This window comes from Bradyrhizobium sp. SPXBL-02 (assembly GCF_051853065.1).
Taxonomy (GTDB): Bacteria; Pseudomonadota; Alphaproteobacteria; order Rhizobiales; family Xanthobacteraceae; genus Bradyrhizobium.
Window position 1 is genome coordinate 3,158,145 of the sequence record NZ_CP182474.1, and the last position, 17,285, is coordinate 3,175,429.

22 protein-coding genes are annotated in these 17,285 nt (G+C 65.6%); 17 read left to right on the forward strand and 5 right to left on the reverse strand.

Going from position 1 to position 17,285, the window contains the following annotated elements; genetic code table 11:
* The first annotated feature begins 5 nt into the window (after positions 1 to 5).
* The 10 genes from ACNJYD_RS14420 to ACNJYD_RS14465 all read left to right on the forward strand — a co-directional run bounded on the left by ACNJYD_RS14420 (position 6) and on the right by ACNJYD_RS14465 (position 7,952).
* Positions 6 to 452 (forward strand): SRPBCC family protein, encoded by a 447-nt coding sequence (locus tag ACNJYD_RS14420; protein ID WP_036012850.1) that lies wholly within the window; start codon positions 6 to 8, stop codon positions 450 to 452.
* Between the two features lie 149 nt (positions 453 to 601).
* Positions 602 to 1,087 (forward strand): (2Fe-2S)-binding protein, encoded by a 486-nt coding sequence (locus ACNJYD_RS14425; protein ID WP_014494194.1) that lies wholly within the window; start codon positions 602 to 604, stop codon positions 1,085 to 1,087.
* A gap of 27 nt (positions 1,088 to 1,114) precedes the next feature.
* Positions 1,115 to 1,921, forward strand: coding sequence for an FAD binding domain-containing protein (locus ACNJYD_RS14430; RefSeq protein WP_439366725.1), 807 nt, complete (start codon positions 1,115 to 1,117; stop codon positions 1,919 to 1,921).
* Between the two features lie 61 nt (positions 1,922 to 1,982).
* Entirely contained in the window at positions 1,983 to 2,906 is a 924-nt protein-coding gene (locus ACNJYD_RS14435; protein ID WP_172783007.1) for an AAA family ATPase, read from the forward strand.
* A 141-nt stretch (positions 2,907 to 3,047) separates the two neighbouring features.
* Positions 3,048 to 4,250, forward strand: coding sequence for a vWA domain-containing protein (locus tag ACNJYD_RS14440; RefSeq protein WP_439366726.1), 1,203 nt, complete (start codon positions 3,048 to 3,050; stop codon positions 4,248 to 4,250).
* A 10-nt stretch (positions 4,251 to 4,260) separates the two neighbouring features.
* Positions 4,261 to 4,584, forward strand: a complete 324-nt coding sequence (locus ACNJYD_RS14445; protein WP_025037240.1) for an XdhC family protein — start codon at positions 4,261 to 4,263, stop codon at positions 4,582 to 4,584.
* 2 nt (positions 4,585 to 4,586) lie between these two features.
* Entirely contained in the window at positions 4,587 to 5,288 is a 702-nt protein-coding gene (locus tag ACNJYD_RS14450) for an XdhC family protein (RefSeq protein WP_212258063.1), read from the forward strand.
* A complete protein-coding gene (locus tag ACNJYD_RS14455; RefSeq protein ID WP_439366727.1) occupies positions 5,285 to 6,889 on the forward strand; it encodes an NTP transferase domain-containing protein in 1,605 nt (534 codons plus the stop codon). The genes ACNJYD_RS14450 and ACNJYD_RS14455 overlap by 4 nt, the downstream gene beginning before the upstream one ends.
* A gap of 197 nt (positions 6,890 to 7,086) precedes the next feature.
* Complete coding sequence (locus ACNJYD_RS14460) at positions 7,087 to 7,476, forward strand: DUF4189 domain-containing protein (protein WP_172783011.1); 390 nt, start codon at positions 7,087 to 7,089, stop codon at positions 7,474 to 7,476.
* A 65-nt stretch (positions 7,477 to 7,541) separates the two neighbouring features.
* The gene (locus tag ACNJYD_RS14465; RefSeq protein ID WP_439366728.1) at positions 7,542 to 7,952 is read left to right on the forward strand and encodes a DUF2000 family protein; all 411 of its coding nucleotides are present in this window, start codon (positions 7,542 to 7,544) and stop codon (positions 7,950 to 7,952) included.
* A gap of 117 nt (positions 7,953 to 8,069) precedes the next feature.
* Here ACNJYD_RS14465 and ACNJYD_RS14470 read toward each other — a convergent pair whose 3' ends face one another.
* From ACNJYD_RS14470 to ACNJYD_RS14480, 3 genes are read right to left on the reverse strand one after another with little or no spacing between them, the layout of a single operon-like run.
* A complete protein-coding gene (locus tag ACNJYD_RS14470; RefSeq protein ID WP_439366729.1) occupies positions 8,070 to 8,483 on the reverse strand; it encodes a GFA family protein in 414 nt (137 codons plus the stop codon).
* Positions 8,484 to 8,498: 15 nt separating this feature from the next.
* The gene (locus tag ACNJYD_RS14475; protein WP_212258068.1) at positions 8,499 to 8,960 is read right to left on the reverse strand and encodes an SRPBCC family protein; all 462 of its coding nucleotides are present in this window, start codon (positions 8,958 to 8,960) and stop codon (positions 8,499 to 8,501) included.
* Entirely contained in the window at positions 8,957 to 9,292 is a 336-nt protein-coding gene (locus ACNJYD_RS14480) for an ArsR/SmtB family transcription factor (RefSeq protein WP_172783015.1), read from the reverse strand. Before ACNJYD_RS14480 ends, ACNJYD_RS14475 begins: the two co-directional genes overlap by 4 nt.
* A gap of 109 nt (positions 9,293 to 9,401) precedes the next feature.
* On the opposite strand from ACNJYD_RS14480, the gene ACNJYD_RS14485 reads away from it, so the two are divergent.
* The 6 genes from ACNJYD_RS14485 to ACNJYD_RS14510 all read left to right on the forward strand — a co-directional run bounded on the left by ACNJYD_RS14485 (position 9,402) and on the right by ACNJYD_RS14510 (position 15,371).
* Positions 9,402 to 10,094 (forward strand): TetR/AcrR family transcriptional regulator, encoded by a 693-nt coding sequence (locus ACNJYD_RS14485; RefSeq protein ID WP_212258070.1) that lies wholly within the window; start codon positions 9,402 to 9,404, stop codon positions 10,092 to 10,094.
* Positions 10,091 to 10,879 (forward strand): HlyD family secretion protein, encoded by a 789-nt coding sequence (locus ACNJYD_RS14490; RefSeq protein ID WP_212258071.1) that lies wholly within the window; start codon positions 10,091 to 10,093, stop codon positions 10,877 to 10,879. The genes ACNJYD_RS14485 and ACNJYD_RS14490 overlap by 4 nt, the downstream gene beginning before the upstream one ends.
* Complete coding sequence (locus tag ACNJYD_RS14495; RefSeq protein WP_172783018.1) at positions 10,876 to 11,808, forward strand: ABC transporter ATP-binding protein; 933 nt, start codon at positions 10,876 to 10,878, stop codon at positions 11,806 to 11,808. Before ACNJYD_RS14490 ends, ACNJYD_RS14495 begins: the two co-directional genes overlap by 4 nt.
* Positions 11,805 to 12,968, forward strand: a complete 1,164-nt coding sequence (locus tag ACNJYD_RS14500; RefSeq protein ID WP_439366730.1) for an ABC transporter permease — start codon at positions 11,805 to 11,807, stop codon at positions 12,966 to 12,968. Before ACNJYD_RS14495 ends, ACNJYD_RS14500 begins: the two co-directional genes overlap by 4 nt.
* Positions 12,969 to 12,997: 29 nt before the next feature.
* Positions 12,998 to 14,305 carry an adenylate/guanylate cyclase domain-containing protein gene (locus ACNJYD_RS14505; protein WP_172783020.1) on the forward strand — a complete coding sequence of 436 codons (1,308 nt, stop codon included), beginning with the start codon at positions 12,998 to 13,000 and terminating at the stop codon, positions 14,303 to 14,305.
* A 151-nt stretch (positions 14,306 to 14,456) separates the two neighbouring features.
* Positions 14,457 to 15,371 carry a PhzF family phenazine biosynthesis protein gene (locus ACNJYD_RS14510; RefSeq protein ID WP_172783021.1) on the forward strand — a complete coding sequence of 305 codons (915 nt, stop codon included), beginning with the start codon at positions 14,457 to 14,459 and terminating at the stop codon, positions 15,369 to 15,371.
* A 126-nt stretch (positions 15,372 to 15,497) separates the two neighbouring features.
* Here ACNJYD_RS14510 and ACNJYD_RS14515 read toward each other — a convergent pair whose 3' ends face one another.
* Together ACNJYD_RS14515 and ACNJYD_RS14520 are read right to left on the reverse strand one after the other, a co-directional pair.
* Complete coding sequence (locus ACNJYD_RS14515) at positions 15,498 to 15,959, reverse strand: DUF488 domain-containing protein (protein WP_260379831.1); 462 nt, start codon at positions 15,957 to 15,959, stop codon at positions 15,498 to 15,500.
* Between the two features lie 7 nt (positions 15,960 to 15,966).
* Positions 15,967 to 16,803, reverse strand: coding sequence for a DUF72 domain-containing protein (locus tag ACNJYD_RS14520; protein WP_439366731.1), 837 nt, complete (start codon positions 16,801 to 16,803; stop codon positions 15,967 to 15,969).
* 99 nt (positions 16,804 to 16,902) lie between these two features.
* Here ACNJYD_RS14520 and ACNJYD_RS14525 point away from each other — a divergent pair, with 99 nt between their 5' ends.
* The gene (locus tag ACNJYD_RS14525) at positions 16,903 to 17,283 is read left to right on the forward strand and encodes a hypothetical protein (RefSeq protein ID WP_439366732.1); all 381 of its coding nucleotides are present in this window, start codon (positions 16,903 to 16,905) and stop codon (positions 17,281 to 17,283) included.
* Positions 17,284 to 17,285 lie beyond the last annotated feature (2 nt).

Genomic DNA, 17,285 nt, shown 5'->3' on the forward strand with positions numbered 1-17,285 from the left:
CCCTCATGGCCATGACGATGAACGGCGAAGTCCAGCTTGCGGCGCCGCGCGAGGCCGTGTGGGCCAAGCTCAACGATCCCGAGGTGCTGAAGGCCTGCATCCCCGGCTGCGAGGAGCTGGAGAAGACCGACGACGGCGGCTTCCGCGCGACGGCGAAAATGAAGGTCGGGCCGGTGTCGGCGCGCTTCAAGGGCAAGGTCACGCTGTCCGATCTCGACCCGCCGAACGGCTACAAGATTTCCGGCGAGGGCGAGGGCGGGGTGGCCGGATTCGCCAAAGGCGGCGCGGCCGTCAAGCTCGCCGAGAAGGACGGCGGCACGCTGCTCTCCTACGACGTCGAGGCGCAAATCGGCGGCAAGTTGGCGCAGCTCGGCCAACGCCTTATCAATGGCGCCGCCAAGAAGCTGGCCGACGAATTTTTCGCGAACTTCGCCAAGGCGGTGCAGGGCTGAAGGTCCAATACCTTTAGCATAGCGCCTTCGGCATGGCGCCTTGCGCCCTGGGCGATGTTGCCCCGGGGCATAATGGCCCATATGATGGGTTGGAATAATTATAAGAACCGCTTCGACGGGACCCGTTGGGGCGCTGATAGAGAGTGCTTATGGCAAAAATCTCCCTCATCGTGAACGGCAATCCTGTGACGGCCAACGTCGATCCCCGCACGCTTCTGGTGCAATTCCTGCGCGAGAATCTGCGGCTGACGGGCACCCATGTCGGCTGCGACACCTCGCAGTGCGGCGCCTGTGTCGTGCATCTCGACGGCAAGGCCGTGAAGTCCTGCACCACGCTTGCGGTGATGGCCGACGGTCACGAGGTCAAGACGATCGAGGGGCTCGCTGCCGACGGTGCGCCGCTGCATCCGATGCAGGAGGCCTTCCGCGAGCACCACGGCCTGCAGTGCGGCTTCTGCACGCCGGGCATGATCATGACCGCGATCGACATCGTGCACCGCAAGGGTCACGAACTCGACGACCACACCATTCGCGAGGAGCTCGAAGGCAATCTCTGCCGCTGCACGGGCTACCAGAACATCGTGGCGTCGATCTCCGCCGGAGCCAAGGCAATGGCGAAATCCGATCTCGCGTAACGCGCACCCCGCGATCAGGACATTCAAATGTACGAATTCAAATATCATCGCCCCGGCACCGTGCGCCAGGCGGCCAACCTCCTGGTGAAGAACGAGGACGCCAAGGTGATCGCCGGCGGTCACACGCTGCTTCCCGTCATGAAGCAGCGCCTCGCGAGCCCACCGCATCTGGTCGACCTCTCCCACATCGAGGGGCTCAACACGATCGAGATGAAGGGCCGCTCGCTGGTGATCGGCGCCACCGCCAAGCACGCCGAGGTCGCGACCTCGGCCATCGTCGGCGAGGCGATCCCGGCGCTGGCGAATCTCGCCGGCGGAATCGGCGATCCCGCCGTGCGCCACAGGGGCACGATCGGCGGCTCGCTCGCCAACAACGATCCGACGGCCGACTATCCCGCCGCGGTGCTCGCGCTCGGCGCCACCATCGTCACCAACAAGCGCCGTCTCAAGGCGGAAGAGTTCTTCCAGGGCCTGTTCACGACCGCGCTCGAAGCGGACGAGATCATCACCAGGGTGATGTTTCCGCTGCCGAAGAAGGCCGCCTACGTCAAGTTCCGCAACCAGGCCTCGCGCTATGCGCTGGTCGGCGTGTTCGTGGCGCGGCGTCCGTCGGATGTGCGCGTTGCCGTCACCGGTGCGGGCTCCGAAGGCGTGTTCCGCGTCACCGCATTCGAGGAGGCCCTGAAGAAGCGCTTCGCCTCGAAGGCGCTGGAGGGCATCGCGGTACCGGCGGAAGGCCTCAACAGCGACATCCACGGCAGCGCCGAATACCGCGCGCATCTCATCGGCGTGCTGACGCGCCGCGCCGTCGACGCCGCCAATGCCAAGGAATGAGCTGACCTCATTCCTCGGTCCAGACCTGTCCCGGTGAGGGCGTAGCGAGACTGGCTTTTTCATGACTTCAGCGGCCACTTCTTCCGGTGCTTTGCCGGCATCGGTCGATGCGATGCTCGAACTCCTGACGTCGCGCGGCTATCTCGCCGAGCGATCGCTGGCGACGGTGACGTATCTGTCGCTGCGCATGGGCCGGCCGCTGTTCCTGGAAGGCGAGGCCGGCGTCGGCAAGACCGAGATCGCAAAAGTGCTCTCGGCGGCGCTGGGGCGGAAGCTGATCCGCCTGCAGTGCTATGAAGGCCTCGACGTCTCCTCCGCGGTCTACGAGTGGAACAGCGCCGCGCAGATGATCGCGATCCGGATGGCGGAAGCCGCCGGCGACACCGATCGCGATCAGCTGTCCAGCGACATCTTCGCGGATCGCTACATGATCAAGCGGCCGCTGCTCCAGGCGCTTGAGCCCGATGTCGCGGGACCGCCGGTGCTGCTGATCGACGAGCTCGACCGCGCCGACGAGGCGTTCGAGGCGTACCTGCTCGAGATCCTCAGTGACTTCCAGGTGACCATCCCCGAATTCGGCACGGTGAAGGCACCGCACCCCCCGATCGTCATCATCACCTCCAACCGCACCCGCGAGATCCACGACGCGCTGAAGCGGCGCTGCCTCTATCACTGGGTCGATTATCCCGCCGCCGAGCGCGAGCTTGCGATCGTCAAGACGCGCGTGCCCGGCATCTCAGCCAAGCTGTCGCAGCAGGTCGTGCGCTTCGTGCAGGCGCTGCGCAACCAGGACTTCTACAAGTCGCCGGGCGTCGCCGAGACCATCGATTGGGCCACCGCCCTGTCCGAGCTCGATGCCCGCTCGCTGACCCCGCAAGTGGTCGGCGACACGCTGGGCGCGCTGCTCAAGTACCAGGACGACATCACCCGCATGCAGGGCGACACGCTGCAGAAGGTGCTGAAGGACGCGACGAGCGAGAATTGATCTCGCGTCAGATTGAGTTCGTCATTCCGGGGCGCGCGTCAGCGCGGACCCGGAATCCATTGGGCAGCGGCGACGGTGGATGAATGGATTCCGGGCTCGCGCCAAGTGGCGCGCCCCGGAATGACGGAGCGAGGATAGACCATGGCCATCAACCACCTTGCCCCCGAAAAGACCGAGCAATTCGCCGACAACATCGTCGGCTTCGCCCGCGCGCTGCGTGCCGCCGGCATGCCGGTCGGGCCGGGCGCCGTCATCGATGCCATGAGCGCGCTGCAGGTGATCGACATCGGCAACCGCTCCGACGTCTTCACTACGCTGGAGGCGATCTTCGTCAAGCGTCACGAGCATGCGCTGATCTTCAAGCAGGCCTTCAACCTGTTCTTCCGTGCCTCGGAAGAGTGGAAGCACATGCTGGACTCGGTGCCGCTGCCGGACGAGGCCAAGAAGAAGCCCCAGGCCGGCGCCCGCCGCGTCCAGGAGGCGATGTCGCAGCCGCGCATGACCGAGACGCCGCAGCACCAGGAGCAGGATTTGCGCCTGTCGGTTTCCGACAAGGAGATCCTGCAGAAGAAGGATTTTGCGCAGATGAGCGCGGCGGAGATCGCCGAGGCGCTCCGTGCCATCGAGCGGATGCACCTGCCGCAGGCCGAGCTCTTGACGCGCCGGCAACGGCCCGATGCCCGCGGCCTGCGCCTCGACCTCCGCCGGACGCTGCGCGCATCCTTACGCACCGGCGGCGACATCATCGACATCCATCGCCTCGGGCGGATCGAGAAGCCGGCGCCGATCGTGGCGCTGCTCGACATCTCGGGCTCGATGAGCGAATACACCCGACTGTTCCTGCATTTCCTGCATGCGATCACGGATGCCCGCAAGCGCGTCTCGGTGTTCCTGTTCGGCACGCGCCTCACCAATGTCAGCCGGGCGCTGCGCCAACGCGATCCGGACGAGGCGCTGGCGAGCTGTTCGGCGTCGGTCGAGGACTGGGCCGGCGGCACCCGCATCTCGGCCTCGCTGCACAACTTCAACAAATTGTGGGCGCGGCGGGTGCTGAGCCAGGGCGCCATCGTGCTCCTGATCTCCGATGGGCTGGAACGGGAGGCCGATTCCAGGCTCGCCTTCGAGATGGACCGGCTGCACCGGTCCTGCCGGCGGCTGATCTGGCTGAACCCGCTGCTCCGGTTTGGCGGCTTTGAGGCCAAGGCGCAGGGCATCAAAATGATGCTCCCCCACGTTGACGAATTCCGGCCCGTGCATAATTTGAGTTCGATCCAGGAGCTGATCACGACGCTCTCCCAGCCGCTGCCCCCGCATCACCGCAGCCTGATCCGCTCCGCAGCTTGAGAGGCCAGCCATGCTCGATCGCGACGAGGACATCCTGAAGGCGGCGGAGGACTGGCAGAAGGCCGGCCGAGGCGTTGCGCTGGCGACGGTCGTCGAGACCTGGGGCTCGGCGCCGCGCCCGGCGGGCTCCAGCCTCGTCATCAACGACGAAGGCACCTTCCTGGGCTCCGTGTCCGGCGGCTGCGTCGAGGGCGCCGTGGTCACCGAAGCCATGGATGTGATCCAGAGCGGCAAACCGAAGATGCTGGAGTTCGGCGTCGCCGACGAGACCGCCTGGAATGTCGGGCTGTCCTGCGGCGGCACCATCCGCGTCTTCGTCGAGAAGGTCGGTTAGCCGTGAAGCTCGATATCCTGCACGAACTTAATGCCGAGCGCGCCGCGCGCCGACCGGTGATCCTGGTGACCGACACCGAGAGCGGCGAGCAGCGCCTGGTGAAGGCGAAGGATTTCGCCAGGGATCCGCTGCGCGCCGAGCTGGACAAGCAGCTTCGCACGGGCAAGAGCGCCAGTGTCGAGGCCGCCGGCAAGAAGCTGTTCCTCAACGTCTATGCTCCGACGGCAAAGCTCGTCATCGTCGGCGCGGTCCATATCAGCCAGGCGCTGGCGCCGCTGGCGCGCTCGCTCGGTTATGACGTCACCGTGGTCGATCCACGCACGGCCTTCGCGAGCCCGGAGCGCTTTCCGGACATTCCGCTGATCGCCGAATGGCCTGATACTGCGCTGCCGCCGCTCAACGTCGACGCCTACACGGCGTTCGTCGCGGTGACGCACGATCCCAAGATCGACGACCCCGCGCTGCTGCACGCCTTCGAGCGCAACTGCTTCTACATCGGCGCGCTCGGCTCGCGGAAGACGCATGCCAAGCGCGGCGACCGGCTGCGGGCGCAGGGCGCCAAGGAAAGCGACATCGCGCGCATCCACGCGCCCATTGGCCTTGCGATCGGCGCGGTCTCGCCATCCGAGATCGCGGTGGCGATCATGGCCGAGATCACGGCCGTGCTTCGGCTGCCTCCCAAGGAAAAAGAAGAAGCGGCATGAAGTTCGGCCCGGCGAGCCCGAGGGATGCGATTGGCGGGGTGACCGTCCACACCCTGCGCCAGGGATCGCTGGTGCTGAAGAAGGGCACGACGATTGGGCCTGCCGAGGTCGAGGCGCTGGAGCGCGCCGGCATCAAGGACATCGTCGTGGTGCGCTTGGAGGCGGGCGACGTCTCTGAGGACGTTGCGGCCGCCAGCATCGCGCTCGCCACCGGCGGCGAGGGCATCCATGTCGAGCGCGCGTTCACCGGCCGCGCCAATCTGTTCGCCGCGCGAGCGGGCGTGCTGGTGATCGACCGCGCCGCGGTCGACCGTATCAACAACATCGACGAAGCCATCACCTTTGCGACGCTCGCCGCCTACAAGCCGGTGGTCGAGGGCGAGATGGTCGGCACCGTCAAGATCATCCCGTTCGGCGTCGAAGCGAGTTTGCGCGATGCCGCGGTGAAGGCGGCGGGCAAGGACGTGTTGAAGGTGGCGCCTTACGTGATCAAGCGCGTCGGCGTGGTCTCGACGCTGCTGCCTGGCCTGTCCACCAAGGTGATCGACAAGACCCTGCGCGTCACCGCCGAACGGCTGGCCCCGGCCGGCGCCAGCATCATTGCCGAGCGCCGGGTCCCGCACGAGGAGCAGGCGCTGTCGGCCGCGATCAAGGAATTGCTTGGGCTCGGCGCCGAGCTCGTGATCGTGTTCGGCGCGTCAGCGATCGCCGACCGCCGCGACGTGATTCCAGCGGCGGTGACCGGAATCGGCGGCGAGATCGAGCATTTCGGCATGCCGGTCGACCCCGGCAATCTCTTGCTGATCGCCCGCGCCGGCGACGTGCCGGTGCTGGGCGCGCCGGGCTGCGCGCGCTCGCCGGTCGAGAACGGTTTTGACTGGGTCTTGATGCGGCTTCTCGCCGGCATCGAGGTGACGCGGTCCGAGCTGATGGGCATGGGCGTCGGCGGCCTCTTGATGGAGATCGTGACGCGGCCGCAGCCGCGCGCCAAGCCCGAGACCGAGGGCAACAGCCAGGTCGCGGCCATCGTGCTCGCGGCGGGCCGCTCGACGCGGATGGGCGGACCGAACAAGCTGCTCGCCGAGCTCGACGGCAAGAAGCTGGTGCGCCTCGCCACTGAGCAGGCGCTGGCCTCCAAGGCATCCGAGGTGATCGTCGTCACCGGTCATCAGGCCGAACTGGTCGAGCAGGCGCTGCAAGGCCTGAAGGTGAAATTCGTCCGCAACCCTGACTTCGCCGGCGGCATCGCCAGCTCGGTCAAGGCGGGAATCGCGGCCGTGCCCGAGACCTGCGACGGCGCCGTGGTGTGTCTCGGCGATATGCCGCTGATCGACGCCGGCCTGATCGACCGGCTCATCGACAGTTTTGCACCGGACCGCGGCAACCTCATCGTCGTGCCCGTCAGCGAAGGCCGCCGCGGCAACCCCGTGCTGTGGTCGCGCCGCTTCTTCAAGGAGCTGATGACGCTCGACGGCGACATTGGCGCGCGGCATTTGATCGCCAAGCACACCGAGGCCGTCGCCGAGGTGCCGGTGGACGGCGAGAGCGCCTTCCTCGACATCGACACGCCGCAGGCATTGGAAGCGGCAAGACGCGGATGAGGGTGCCGTAGGGTGGGCAAAGGCGCGCAGCGCCGTGCCCACCGTCTCGTCATTGCGATCGACAATTCGTGGGCACGCTGCGCTTTGCCCACCCTACGGCGCCTCCCAAGCCTCCCGATTTCAACCACCCATTCACCATCTGGAAACGACCGCCGCTTAGAGTTGCCCCGACCTGCCTTGGGGGGAGGGGTTTTTCCATGGCTTCGAACGTCGTCGCGCGCCGTTGCGCGATGTTTTTCTTTGCGCTGTCCGTTTGCGTCGCCGGCGCCCGCCACATCACGGATGCGCACGCGGCCGGCGCGTTTGCAGTCGGCAAGTGCGGCGCCTACGGCCAGGCCTTTGACTATGGCCACGAGCACGAGGCCCGCGCCGCCGCGCAGAAGCAGTGCAAGGGCGATTGCACCACCGTGACGATGAAGCGCGCCTGTGCCGCGATGTCGGTCGATATGACCAACCCCTGCGGCGCCTATGGCTACGCCGTCAAGCCGCAGATCTCGGCCTCGCTCAATGCCGCTACGCGTGAATGTTACAAATACGGCGGCAAGGAATGCGTGATCCGCGCCTGGGCCTGCGACGCGAAAGGCTGATTCCTCTTGCTGTCGTGATGGGGCGTTGCGTAGCATCGCCTTGGGAATGACAGTGGAAGGCCCATATGCAGTTCGACACCAAGATCGCCGTCGTGATCCGCACCGATCTTCAAGCCTGGCAGAAGCTCAACGTCGCGTCCTTCCTCACCAGCGGCATCGCCGCGGCCTTTCCGGAATGCATCGGCGAAGCCTATGAGGACGCCTCGGGCACCAAGTATCATGCGCTGATCGGCCAGCCGATTCTGATCTACGGCGCCGATGGTCCTGCATTGTCGCGCGCGCTGGACCGCGCGCTCACCCGCAACGTCAAGGTGGCGGTCTACACCGAGGACATGTTCAAGACCACGCACGACGCCGCCAACCGCGAGGCGGTGAGGGCGGTTGCGCGCGCCGATCTCAATCTCGTCGGTATCGCCATGCGCGCCGAGCGCAAGGTGATCGACAAGATCGTCGATGGCCTGAAATTCCATAGTTAGTCGCACCGCTCAAGAGCTCCATCGTCATTGCGAGCGAAGCGAAGCGATCCAGAATCGTTCGGCGCAAGTGTTTGGATTGCTTCGTCGCTTCGCTCCTCGCAATGACGGAGTGCGTGTTTACCCCGGCGGCATGCCCTCGAATTTCATCAGGCCGGCGTCGAGAGGGTCCCACTCATGGCCGCGGGCGGCGAAGGTCACCGCCTGCGGCTTGTAGCGGGCGGGCTCGTCGAGGCTTGCCGCGCGGATGGTGAAGACATCGGGCTGCGCGGCGAAGGTCATGTAGACGGCTACGCCGCATTGTGTGCAGAAGCCGCGCGTCTTCACCTTGCCGCTATCGGCGACCATGTCCCAGTGTTTGGCATTGCCCGTCAGCGTGACACCGGCGCGCGCGAAGGTCGCGTAGGAGCCATGGCCGCTGCCGCTTTCCCGCTGGCAGTCCCGGCACTGGCAGTGATTGCTGAAGAGGGGCTCCCCTTCGATCGAATAGCGGATCGCGCCGCAGGCGCAGCCGCCGGTATAGGGCTTTTCCATCGCGATATCTCCCACTCAACCTTCGCCGCTGATCTCATCGAGCTTGCGAACGACCTTCTTCCAGCCGCCGCTCATCACCGTGTAGGCCGACTCGTTCCTGGGCAGGACGAAGCCCGCATGGACGAGGCGGATCCGCGTGCCGGCTTCGACCGGGGTGAGGGACCAGGTCACGACGGTGTCGAGCGGTGCGCCATAGCCGGTGTTGCGCTCGTCGCCACCCTTCCAGGCGTAGACGAGGCGCCTGAGGGTCACGACCTCCAGAACCCGGCAATGGATCACGCCGTCCCAATTGCCGCCGGGGGTGGTCTGGAAGGTGAAGGCCTTGCCTTCGACGGCTTCAAAGCCGGTCGGCTGCATCAGCCAGCGCCCGATCAGCTGCGCGCTGGTCAGCGCCTTCCAGATCGTCTCGGCTGTGTGAGGGAAGACCTCGTCGATGACGATGTCTCTTGTGTCGGCTTTCAACGCGGCAGCACTCACGGGTCGATCTCCTTCAAGAGGTCACGCAGGTTCTGGAAACGCTCGCGCCAGAAGACGCCGTAATGGTCCATCCAGGTGACCAGCGGCTCGAGTCCTTGCGGCGCGGCGCGGTAATAGACGTTGCGGCCCTCGGCGCGCTCGGCGACGAGGCCGGCCTGCTTCAGCGACTTCAGGTGCTGCGAGATCGCGCCCTGGGTCACGCCGCTGCCGCGCGTCAGCTCGGCGACGCTGATCTCCTTGCTGTCGAACACGCGCTCGAACACGGCGCGGCGGGTCGGATCGGCAAGGGCGCGCATCACGGTGGTGACGGGATTTGGGGCGGCTTCGATCATGAAATCAAATTAGCGAATACTAATGCATTAGTCAACACTAATTCGTCTACTGGAATGGCCTGTTCTTTGCGGTCTTGACTATGACTGACTAGTCAGTCATAAATTTCAAATGACGAAGAAGCCGACCAAAGCCGCCTTGCCCTCTCCGGCCTCCCACGCGACCGGTCCTGCGCCTGCAGGCCCCGATGCAGCACCTGCCTCGAACCGCGCCACGCGGGCGGCGGAGCGGCGTGCGGCGATCGTCGAGGCGGCGATGGAGGAGTTCATCGCGCGCGGCTTTGCGGCGACCAGGCTCGACGACATCGCCAAGCGCGCCGGCGTCGCCAAGGGCACGATCTACCTTCACTTCAAGGACAAGGAATCGATGTTCGAGGAGCTGGTGCGCATCGTCATCGTTCCCGTGGTCGCACGGCTGACCACGCTGCCGCCGCCGGCGGGCTCGGTGCGCGACCTCGTCGAGACCTTCGCCGGCAACTTCCTGAAGGAGGTGATCGGCACCAGGCGCGGCGATCTGGTGCGCCTGATCGTGGCGGAGGGGCCGCGCTTTCCGTCGGTCGCCGACTTCTACTACCGCGAGGTGGTCTCGCGCGGGGTCGCCGCGATGCGCGCGCTGATCGAGCTCGGCATCGCCCGCGGCGAGATCCGGCAGAAGGACCTCGCGCGCTATCCGCAGATCCTGGTCGCGCCCGCGATGATCGCCGTGATCTGGCAGAGCTTGTTTGCGCGGCATGCGCCGCTCGACGCGCAGGAGATGCTGCGCGTGCATCTCGATTTGATTTTTGGCGAACGGAGGACGACATGAGGTCGTCGCAAACAATTTCTGTTCTGGCATTGCTCGCTGTGCTCGCAACCGGGCTTGCCGGGTGCAAGGAGAAGCGCGATCCCGGCTTCCAGGGCTGGGTCGAGGCCGACATGATCTTCGTCAGCCCGGACGAAGCCGGGCGGGTCACCAAGCTCAACGTCCGCGAGGGCGACGAGGTCAAGGTCGGTGATCATCTCTATTCCGTCGATGACGATCTTCAGCTTGCCGACCTCAACCAGCAGAAGGCGACGCTCGCGAACGCGCAGCAGACCTATGACCGTGCGGCTTCGCTGAACAAGACCGGCTCCGGCACGCAGGCCAATCTCGATTCCGCCGTGTCCGCCCTGCGCGTCGCGGAGGCGCGGGTGGCGACCTCGGAGACGCGGATGGCGAGGCGCAAGGGCTTCGCGCCCGTCGCCGGCACCATCCAGCAGATCTATTTCCGCGAAGGCGAGATGGTGGCGGCGCAGCGGCCGGTGCTCTCGATCATGCCGCCCGGCAACATGAAGCTGCGCTTCTTCGTGCCGGAGACCGAGTTGCCGAAGCTCGCGATCGGCGACACGGTGCGCGTGTCCTGCGACAATTGCGCCGCCGATCTCACCGCGAAGATCTACTTCATCGCGACCTCGGCCGAATACACGCCGCCCGTCATCTACAGCCTCGAGGAGCGCAACAAGCTGGTCTATCTGATCCAGGCGCGACCCTCGCGGCCCGATGCCTTGCGCGTCGGACAGCCGATCGACATCTACCTTAATCCGAAGACCCCGGTGGCGGACAAGCGATGAGCAACGGCAACGGCATCGCCATCGACGTCAAAGGCCTGACGAAATCATTCGGCGGCCGCGAGGTCGTGCACGATCTGTCGATGCAGGTGAAGCGCGGCTCGATCTACGGCTTCCTCGGTCCCAACGGCTCGGGCAAGACCACGACCATCCGCATTCTCTGCGGCCTGCTCACGCCGGATAGCGGCGAGGGCACCTGCCTCGGCTACGACATCCGCCGCGATGCCGAGAAGATCAAGCGCCAGGTCGGCTACATGACGCAACGCTTCAGCCTGTACCAGGACCTCTCGGTGCGCGAGAACCTCGAATTCGTCGCGCGGCTCTATGGCCTCACCGACGCGCGCGGCGCCGCGCGCGACATGATCAAGCGGCTCGGGCTCTCGGGGCGCGAGGAGCAGCTCGCCGGCGAGCTCTCCGGCGGCTGGAAGCAGCGGCTGGCGCTGGGGGCCTGCACGCTGCCCAATCCACAATTGTTGCTGCTGGACGAACCGACGGCCGGCGTCGACCCCAAGGCGCGGCGCGATTTCTGGAACGAGATCCACGCCCTCGCCGCCGAGGGCCTCACCGTGCTGGTCTCGACCCATTACATGGACGAGGCCGAGCGCTGCCACGAGATCGCTTACATCGCCTATGGCTATCTGCTGGCGCACGGCACGGTGGAGGAGGTGATCGCGAAATCGGCGCTGACGACCTACACCGTCACGGGCGAAGACCTGAACGAGCTCGGCAGCGCGCTCACGGGGAAGCCCGGCATCGACATGGTGGCGCCGTTCGGCACCTCGCTGCATGTGTCCGGTCGCGACGTCCCGGCGCTCGAAGCCAGCATCGCGCCCTGGCGCGAGAAAAGCGGACTGCACTGGCAGAAGTCGCAGCCCTCACTCGAAGACGTGTTCATTGAGCTGATGGGGCGCTCCAAGGATAATTTCCAATGAGCGCAGTCGACGATCCTGCACCACGGCGCGAAATCCGCGAGCGCTTCGGCTTTTTGCGGCGCTCCTACGCGATGCTGATCAAGGAGTTCATCCAGCTGAGGCGCGACCGCGTGTCGTTCGCGATGATCGTGATGCTGCCGGTGATGCAGCTCATGCTGTTCGGGTATGCCATCAACACCACGCCGCACCATCTGCCGAGCGCGGTGCTGCTCCAGGAGGATTCCGATCTCGCCCGCTCGATCCTGAAGGCGCTGGAAAACACCAAATATTTCCGCTTCCTCTACGAGGTTCATGACGTCGACGATTTCGACAACCTCCTGAAGTCCGGCAAGGTGCTGTTCGGGGTCGAGATCCCGCGCGGCTTCGAGCGGGCGGTGCGGCGCGGCGACAGGCCGGCGCTGCTGGTTGCCGCCGACGCCACCGATCCGGTGGCGGCGAGCTCGGCGATCGGCTCGCTCGGCATGGTCGTGCAGACCGCGCTCAAGCACGACCTCTATATCGGCGATCCCCCTGAGATGCCGTTCGAGATCCGCGCCCATGCCCGCTACAACCCGGCAGCTAGCTCCAGCCTCAACATCGTGCCGGGCCTCGTCGGCACCATCCTGACCATGACCATGCTGATCTTCACCGCGCTGTCGGTGACGCGCGAGGTCGAGCGCGGCACCATGGAGAGCCTGTTGTCGATGCCGATCAAGCCGGTCGAGGTGATGTTCGGCAAGATCATCCCTTACGTGCTGGTCGGCTTCGTCCAGGCCTTCCTGATCATCGGCATCGGCGTCGGCCTGTTCGGCGTGCCCGTGCTCGGCAATCTCGTTCTGCTGGCGCTGCTCTCGACGCTGTTCATCACCACCAATCTGTCGATCGGCTACACCATCTCGACATTGGTGCAGAACCAGCTCCAGGCCATGCAGATGTCGATGATGTTCTTCCTGCCGAGCATTCTGCTCTCGGGCTTCATGTTCCCGTTCGCAGGCATGCCGGCCTGGGCGCAATATCTGGGCGAGGCCTTGCCGTTGACCCATTATTTGCGAATCGTCCGCGCCATCATGCTGAAGGGCGCGACCATGCAGAATTTGCATTTCGACGCGCTGGCGCTGGCGGCCCTGATGCTGCTCGCCATGACCGTCGCCGTGACGCGCTTCCGCCGTACGCTGGATTGAGGCACAATACCCCGGAATCGAGGGGTGGAATGGCCAAGTTTGCGAGCAGGAAGGCGCGGCAGCATGCCGCCTTGTCGGAGGACTTCGAGCGCGAGCTGACGCGGGAGGTGCTGCGCACCGAGCTGTTGCGGGTGCGGGCGTTGATCGCGACCGGCTGCGTCATGACGCTGTTCCTCACCGCGGTCTATTTGGTCGATCCCGCCGTGGTGAACCGGGTCTGGCGCGGCACCGAAGGGCTCGCCGAAGTCTACGGCCTGCTCGTCGGCTTCATTTTGTTCGAGGTCTGGGTCCATACCCAGATCAGGAAGAACCTCCGCCTCGATCGCGACGTGCCGGTGGCCAGGCGCTATATCGGCACGCTGATCGAGACGTCGCTGCCGACCGTGATCCTGATCCTGCAGATCCGGACCATGGGCGCGACCCAGGCCCTCGGCTTCGCCGTGCCGCTGATGTATTTCATTTTCGTCATCCTCTCGACGCTGCGGCTCGATTTCTGGCTCTCGACCTTCACCGGCTTCGTCGCTGCTGCCGAGCTGTTCGCGGTCGCACTGGTCTACGATCCCTCGAGCAGCGTCGGCGAGCCCCAGCTCTATTTTCACGCCGTCCGCAGCACCATCATCCTGATCTGCGGCGTGCTCGCGGGCGCCGTCGGCGCGCAATTGCGGCGGCAGTTCGCCGCGAGCATCGCGGCCGCCACCGCGCGCGACCGCGTCACCAATCTGTTCGGCCAGCACGTGTCGCCGCAGGTGGTGGAGCGGCTGATGACGGCGGGGCCGCGCACCGGCGGCGATGTCCGCCGCGTCGCGGTGATGTTCGTCGATTTCCGCGGCTTCACGACCGGTGCGCAGTCGCGTACGCCGCAGGAGGTGGTCGACCGGCTCGACGGCGCCTTCGCCGTGCTGGTCGACATTCTCGACCGCGAGGGCGGCATCGTGAACAAGTTCCTGGGTGACGGCTTTCTCGCGCTGTTTGGCGCGCCGCTGGAAGCATCCGACGCCGCGCACCGCGCGGTCGCCGCCGGCCGCGAGATGCTGCGGGCGATGGATCGCATCAACGCGGAGAGCAGCTGGCCGCTGCGGATCGGCATCGGCATCCATTTCGGCGAGGTCGTCGCCGGCAATATCGGCTCGCCCCGGCGCAAGGAATACACCGTCATCGGCGACACCGTGAACTTCGCCTCGCGGCTCGAGGCGCTGAACAAGGAGTTCGGCTCGCAGCTCCTGATCTCCGCATCCGTGCGCGAGGCGCTGGGCGATGACGGCAACGATGCCGTCGCGCTCGGCGAGGTTGAAGTGCGCGGCTATGACGAGAAAGTACCCGTGTATCAGCTGGGGTAGCGCGCTCACAAATCGGTGTGCGCAGTTCTCTTTCATCCAAGCGATTGCTCCGATTGCACTCAATTTTGGGGCATGACGAGCGATGTTGTCGGCCTGTAGAGTGCCGCGCGATGCGGCCGGTCGTGGCCGCGACTTGCATGGGGAAGTGACGATGCAGCGCCGCTACATCACCGTCGACGTGTTCACCGACCGCGCCTTCGGCGGCAACCAGCTTGCCGTGGTGCTCGATGCCGGCGGGCTCACGACCGCGCAGATGCAGGCGATCGCGACCGAGTTCAACTATTCCGAGACCACCTTCGTGTTGCCTCCGCGCGACAAGGCCAATGATGCGGAGGTGCGCATCTTCACGCCGGTCCAGGAGATTGCCTTTGCGGGCCATCCCAATGTCGGCACCGCCTTCGTGCTCGCCTCGATGGCGAAAGAGCCGAAGCCGCGCCTGCTGTTCGAGGAGAAGGCCGGGCTCGTCCCGGTCGAGATCGTGCGAGAGCGGGGCAGGGTGATCAGAACCGAGCTCACCGCGCCGCAGCCGCTGCAGCGGCTGTCGCGGCTGTCGGCTGCCGAAGCTGCGAGCTGCGTCTCACTCGTTGCCGACGACATCAAGACCGACAATCACGAGCCTGAGATCGTCACCGTCGGAAACGCGTTTCTGGTGATGGAGCTGCATTCGCGCGAGGCGCTGAAGCGGGCCCGGCCCGATGCGGCAGCCTTCAGCAAGGTCTTGCCGCGCGAAGGTGCTCGCTCGGTGTGGTTCTATACCCGCGACGTGCCCCCGGCGGAGGCGCCTTGCGAGCGGCAGGCGCGCATGTTCATGCGTGGTGCCAGCGGTCTCGTCGAGGATCCCGCCACCGGCAGCGCCACGGTTGCCGCCGCCGCGCTGTTCGCCGACCTCGATCCCGCGCGCGACGGTGAGCTGAAGCTCACTGTAGGCCAAGGTTTTGACATGGGCCGCCCGAGCATCCTCTCGACGCGCGTGCGCAAGCAGGATGGCAAGGGCGTGTCCGCTCACGTCGGCGGCGCTTGCGTGCCGATGATGGAGGGGACGTTTAGGTTGGCGGGGGAGGGCTGAGCCTCCCCACGTGTCATTCCGGGGCGCGACGAAGTCGCGAGCCCGGAATCCATTCATCCACCACCTCTGCCGCTCGATGGATTCCGGGTTCGCGCCAAGAGGCGCGCCCCGGAATGACTGCGACCCCTACACCTGCCGCCCCGCCAAATTCTTCACCGCAACCCCGTCGCGCTCCTCGATGATCTCCGCGATCATCTGGCGGTGGCAGTGGGTGTGGTCGCGCTCGTAGCAGAGCAGGCACACCGGGCCGGCCTTCTTCACCAGCGCCGAGAGCTCGTCCATCTCTTCTTTCGCCTGCGGCGTCTTCAGGTGTTTTGAATAGATCTTCTCGAGCACGTCGTATTGACCGCCGCGCGCGGCGAGGCGGCCTTCCTTTGGCGTGCCGAGCGCGGCGAGATGGACATAGCCGATGCCGCGCTCGTCGAGGCCTGCCGACAGCTGCTTCTTGGAAAAGCCCGGCCGGCGCGACGACGTCACCGCGCGCACGTCGACCACGAGCTTGACGCCGGCCTGTTCCAGCTCGTCCAGCACGGCCTTGGGCGGCGTCTGCTCATAGCCGATGGTGAACAGCTTCTTCGCCTTTGCCATGTGAACCTCAGCTCACCCGCGCGATCAATTCCATGGCGCCGTGGGGCGCGCGCACCTTGCCCTCGTGGATGACATAGGCGAACACGTCGCGCGGCTCCTTCTCCGGCCTGGCCTTGTCAACCTTCGGCAGGTCGTCGGGTTCACCGCCCGAAGCCCAGGCCTGAAAGCGCTCGGCCCAGGCATCGAGCTGCTTCGGCGGATAGCAGGTCTTGATCTCGTCATTGCCCTTCTGCAGCCGCGCATAGACGAAATCGCCGGCGACGTCAGCGATGGCAGGATATTTGCCGTGCTCGGCGAACACCACGGGCGTCTCGAACTCGCGGATCAGCGTCACGAAGTCCGGCGTGCAGAAGCTGTCGTGGCGGACCTCGACGACATGGCGCAGCGCGCGCCCCTCCAGCTTGCGCGGCAACAGCTCCAGGAACTTGCCGAAATCGGCGCCGTCGAACTTTTTCGTAGGCGCGAACTGCCACAGCACCGGCCCAAGATGATCGCCGAGTTCCAGTACGCCGGAATCGTAGAACCGCTTGATGGAATCGCCGGCCTCCGCGAGCACGCGGCGGTTGGTCGCGAAGCGCGGTCCCTTCACCGAGAACACGAAGCCCTCAGGCACCTCGCTCGCCCATTTGCGAAAGCTCTCCGGCTTCTGCGAGCCGTAGTAAGTGCCGTTGATTTCGATCGAGGTCAGCTTGGAGGCGGCATAGGACAGCTCCTTCGCCTGCGCCAGCTTCTCCGGATAGAACACGCCGCGCCAGGGCTCGAAGGTCCAGCCGCCGATGCCGATGAAGATGTTGCCGGATTTTTTGGACGCAGTTTTTGCTTTGGCCACGGGAGGATCTCGCATCGACGGGGAGGGATCTCATCCTAATCAAACCAGATGTGATTGGCCAGTTGGCCGGCCCCGTCTAAGCTCGCGACCGGACCCGCGAAGAAGGAGAACAAGATGCGGATGCTGCTGGTGGGAATAGCGCTCGTCCTGATGACATCTGCTGCCATGACAAGTTCTGCCGTGGCGGATGACGATGACGCGAAGGGCGCGCAGAAGCTCGCCCAGCAGGGCCGCGACGATTACTGGCATTGCCTGGCGCGGGAATATTCGCGCGACTCCAATCAGGGCCTGTCGGAGCAGGATTTCGGCCGCTCGGTTGCGGGCGCCTGTCCTTCTGAGCGGCAATATTACCGGGTGGCGCTGCTCGATTATCTCACCACGCAGTATCCAAAGATCGATGCCGGCGCCCATCTCGCCACCGCGAACAGGGCGGTGGAGGCGGCGCAGAAGGACATCGTGATGGCCTTCGTCAAGCATCGGCCGCCGGCGAAGTAGCC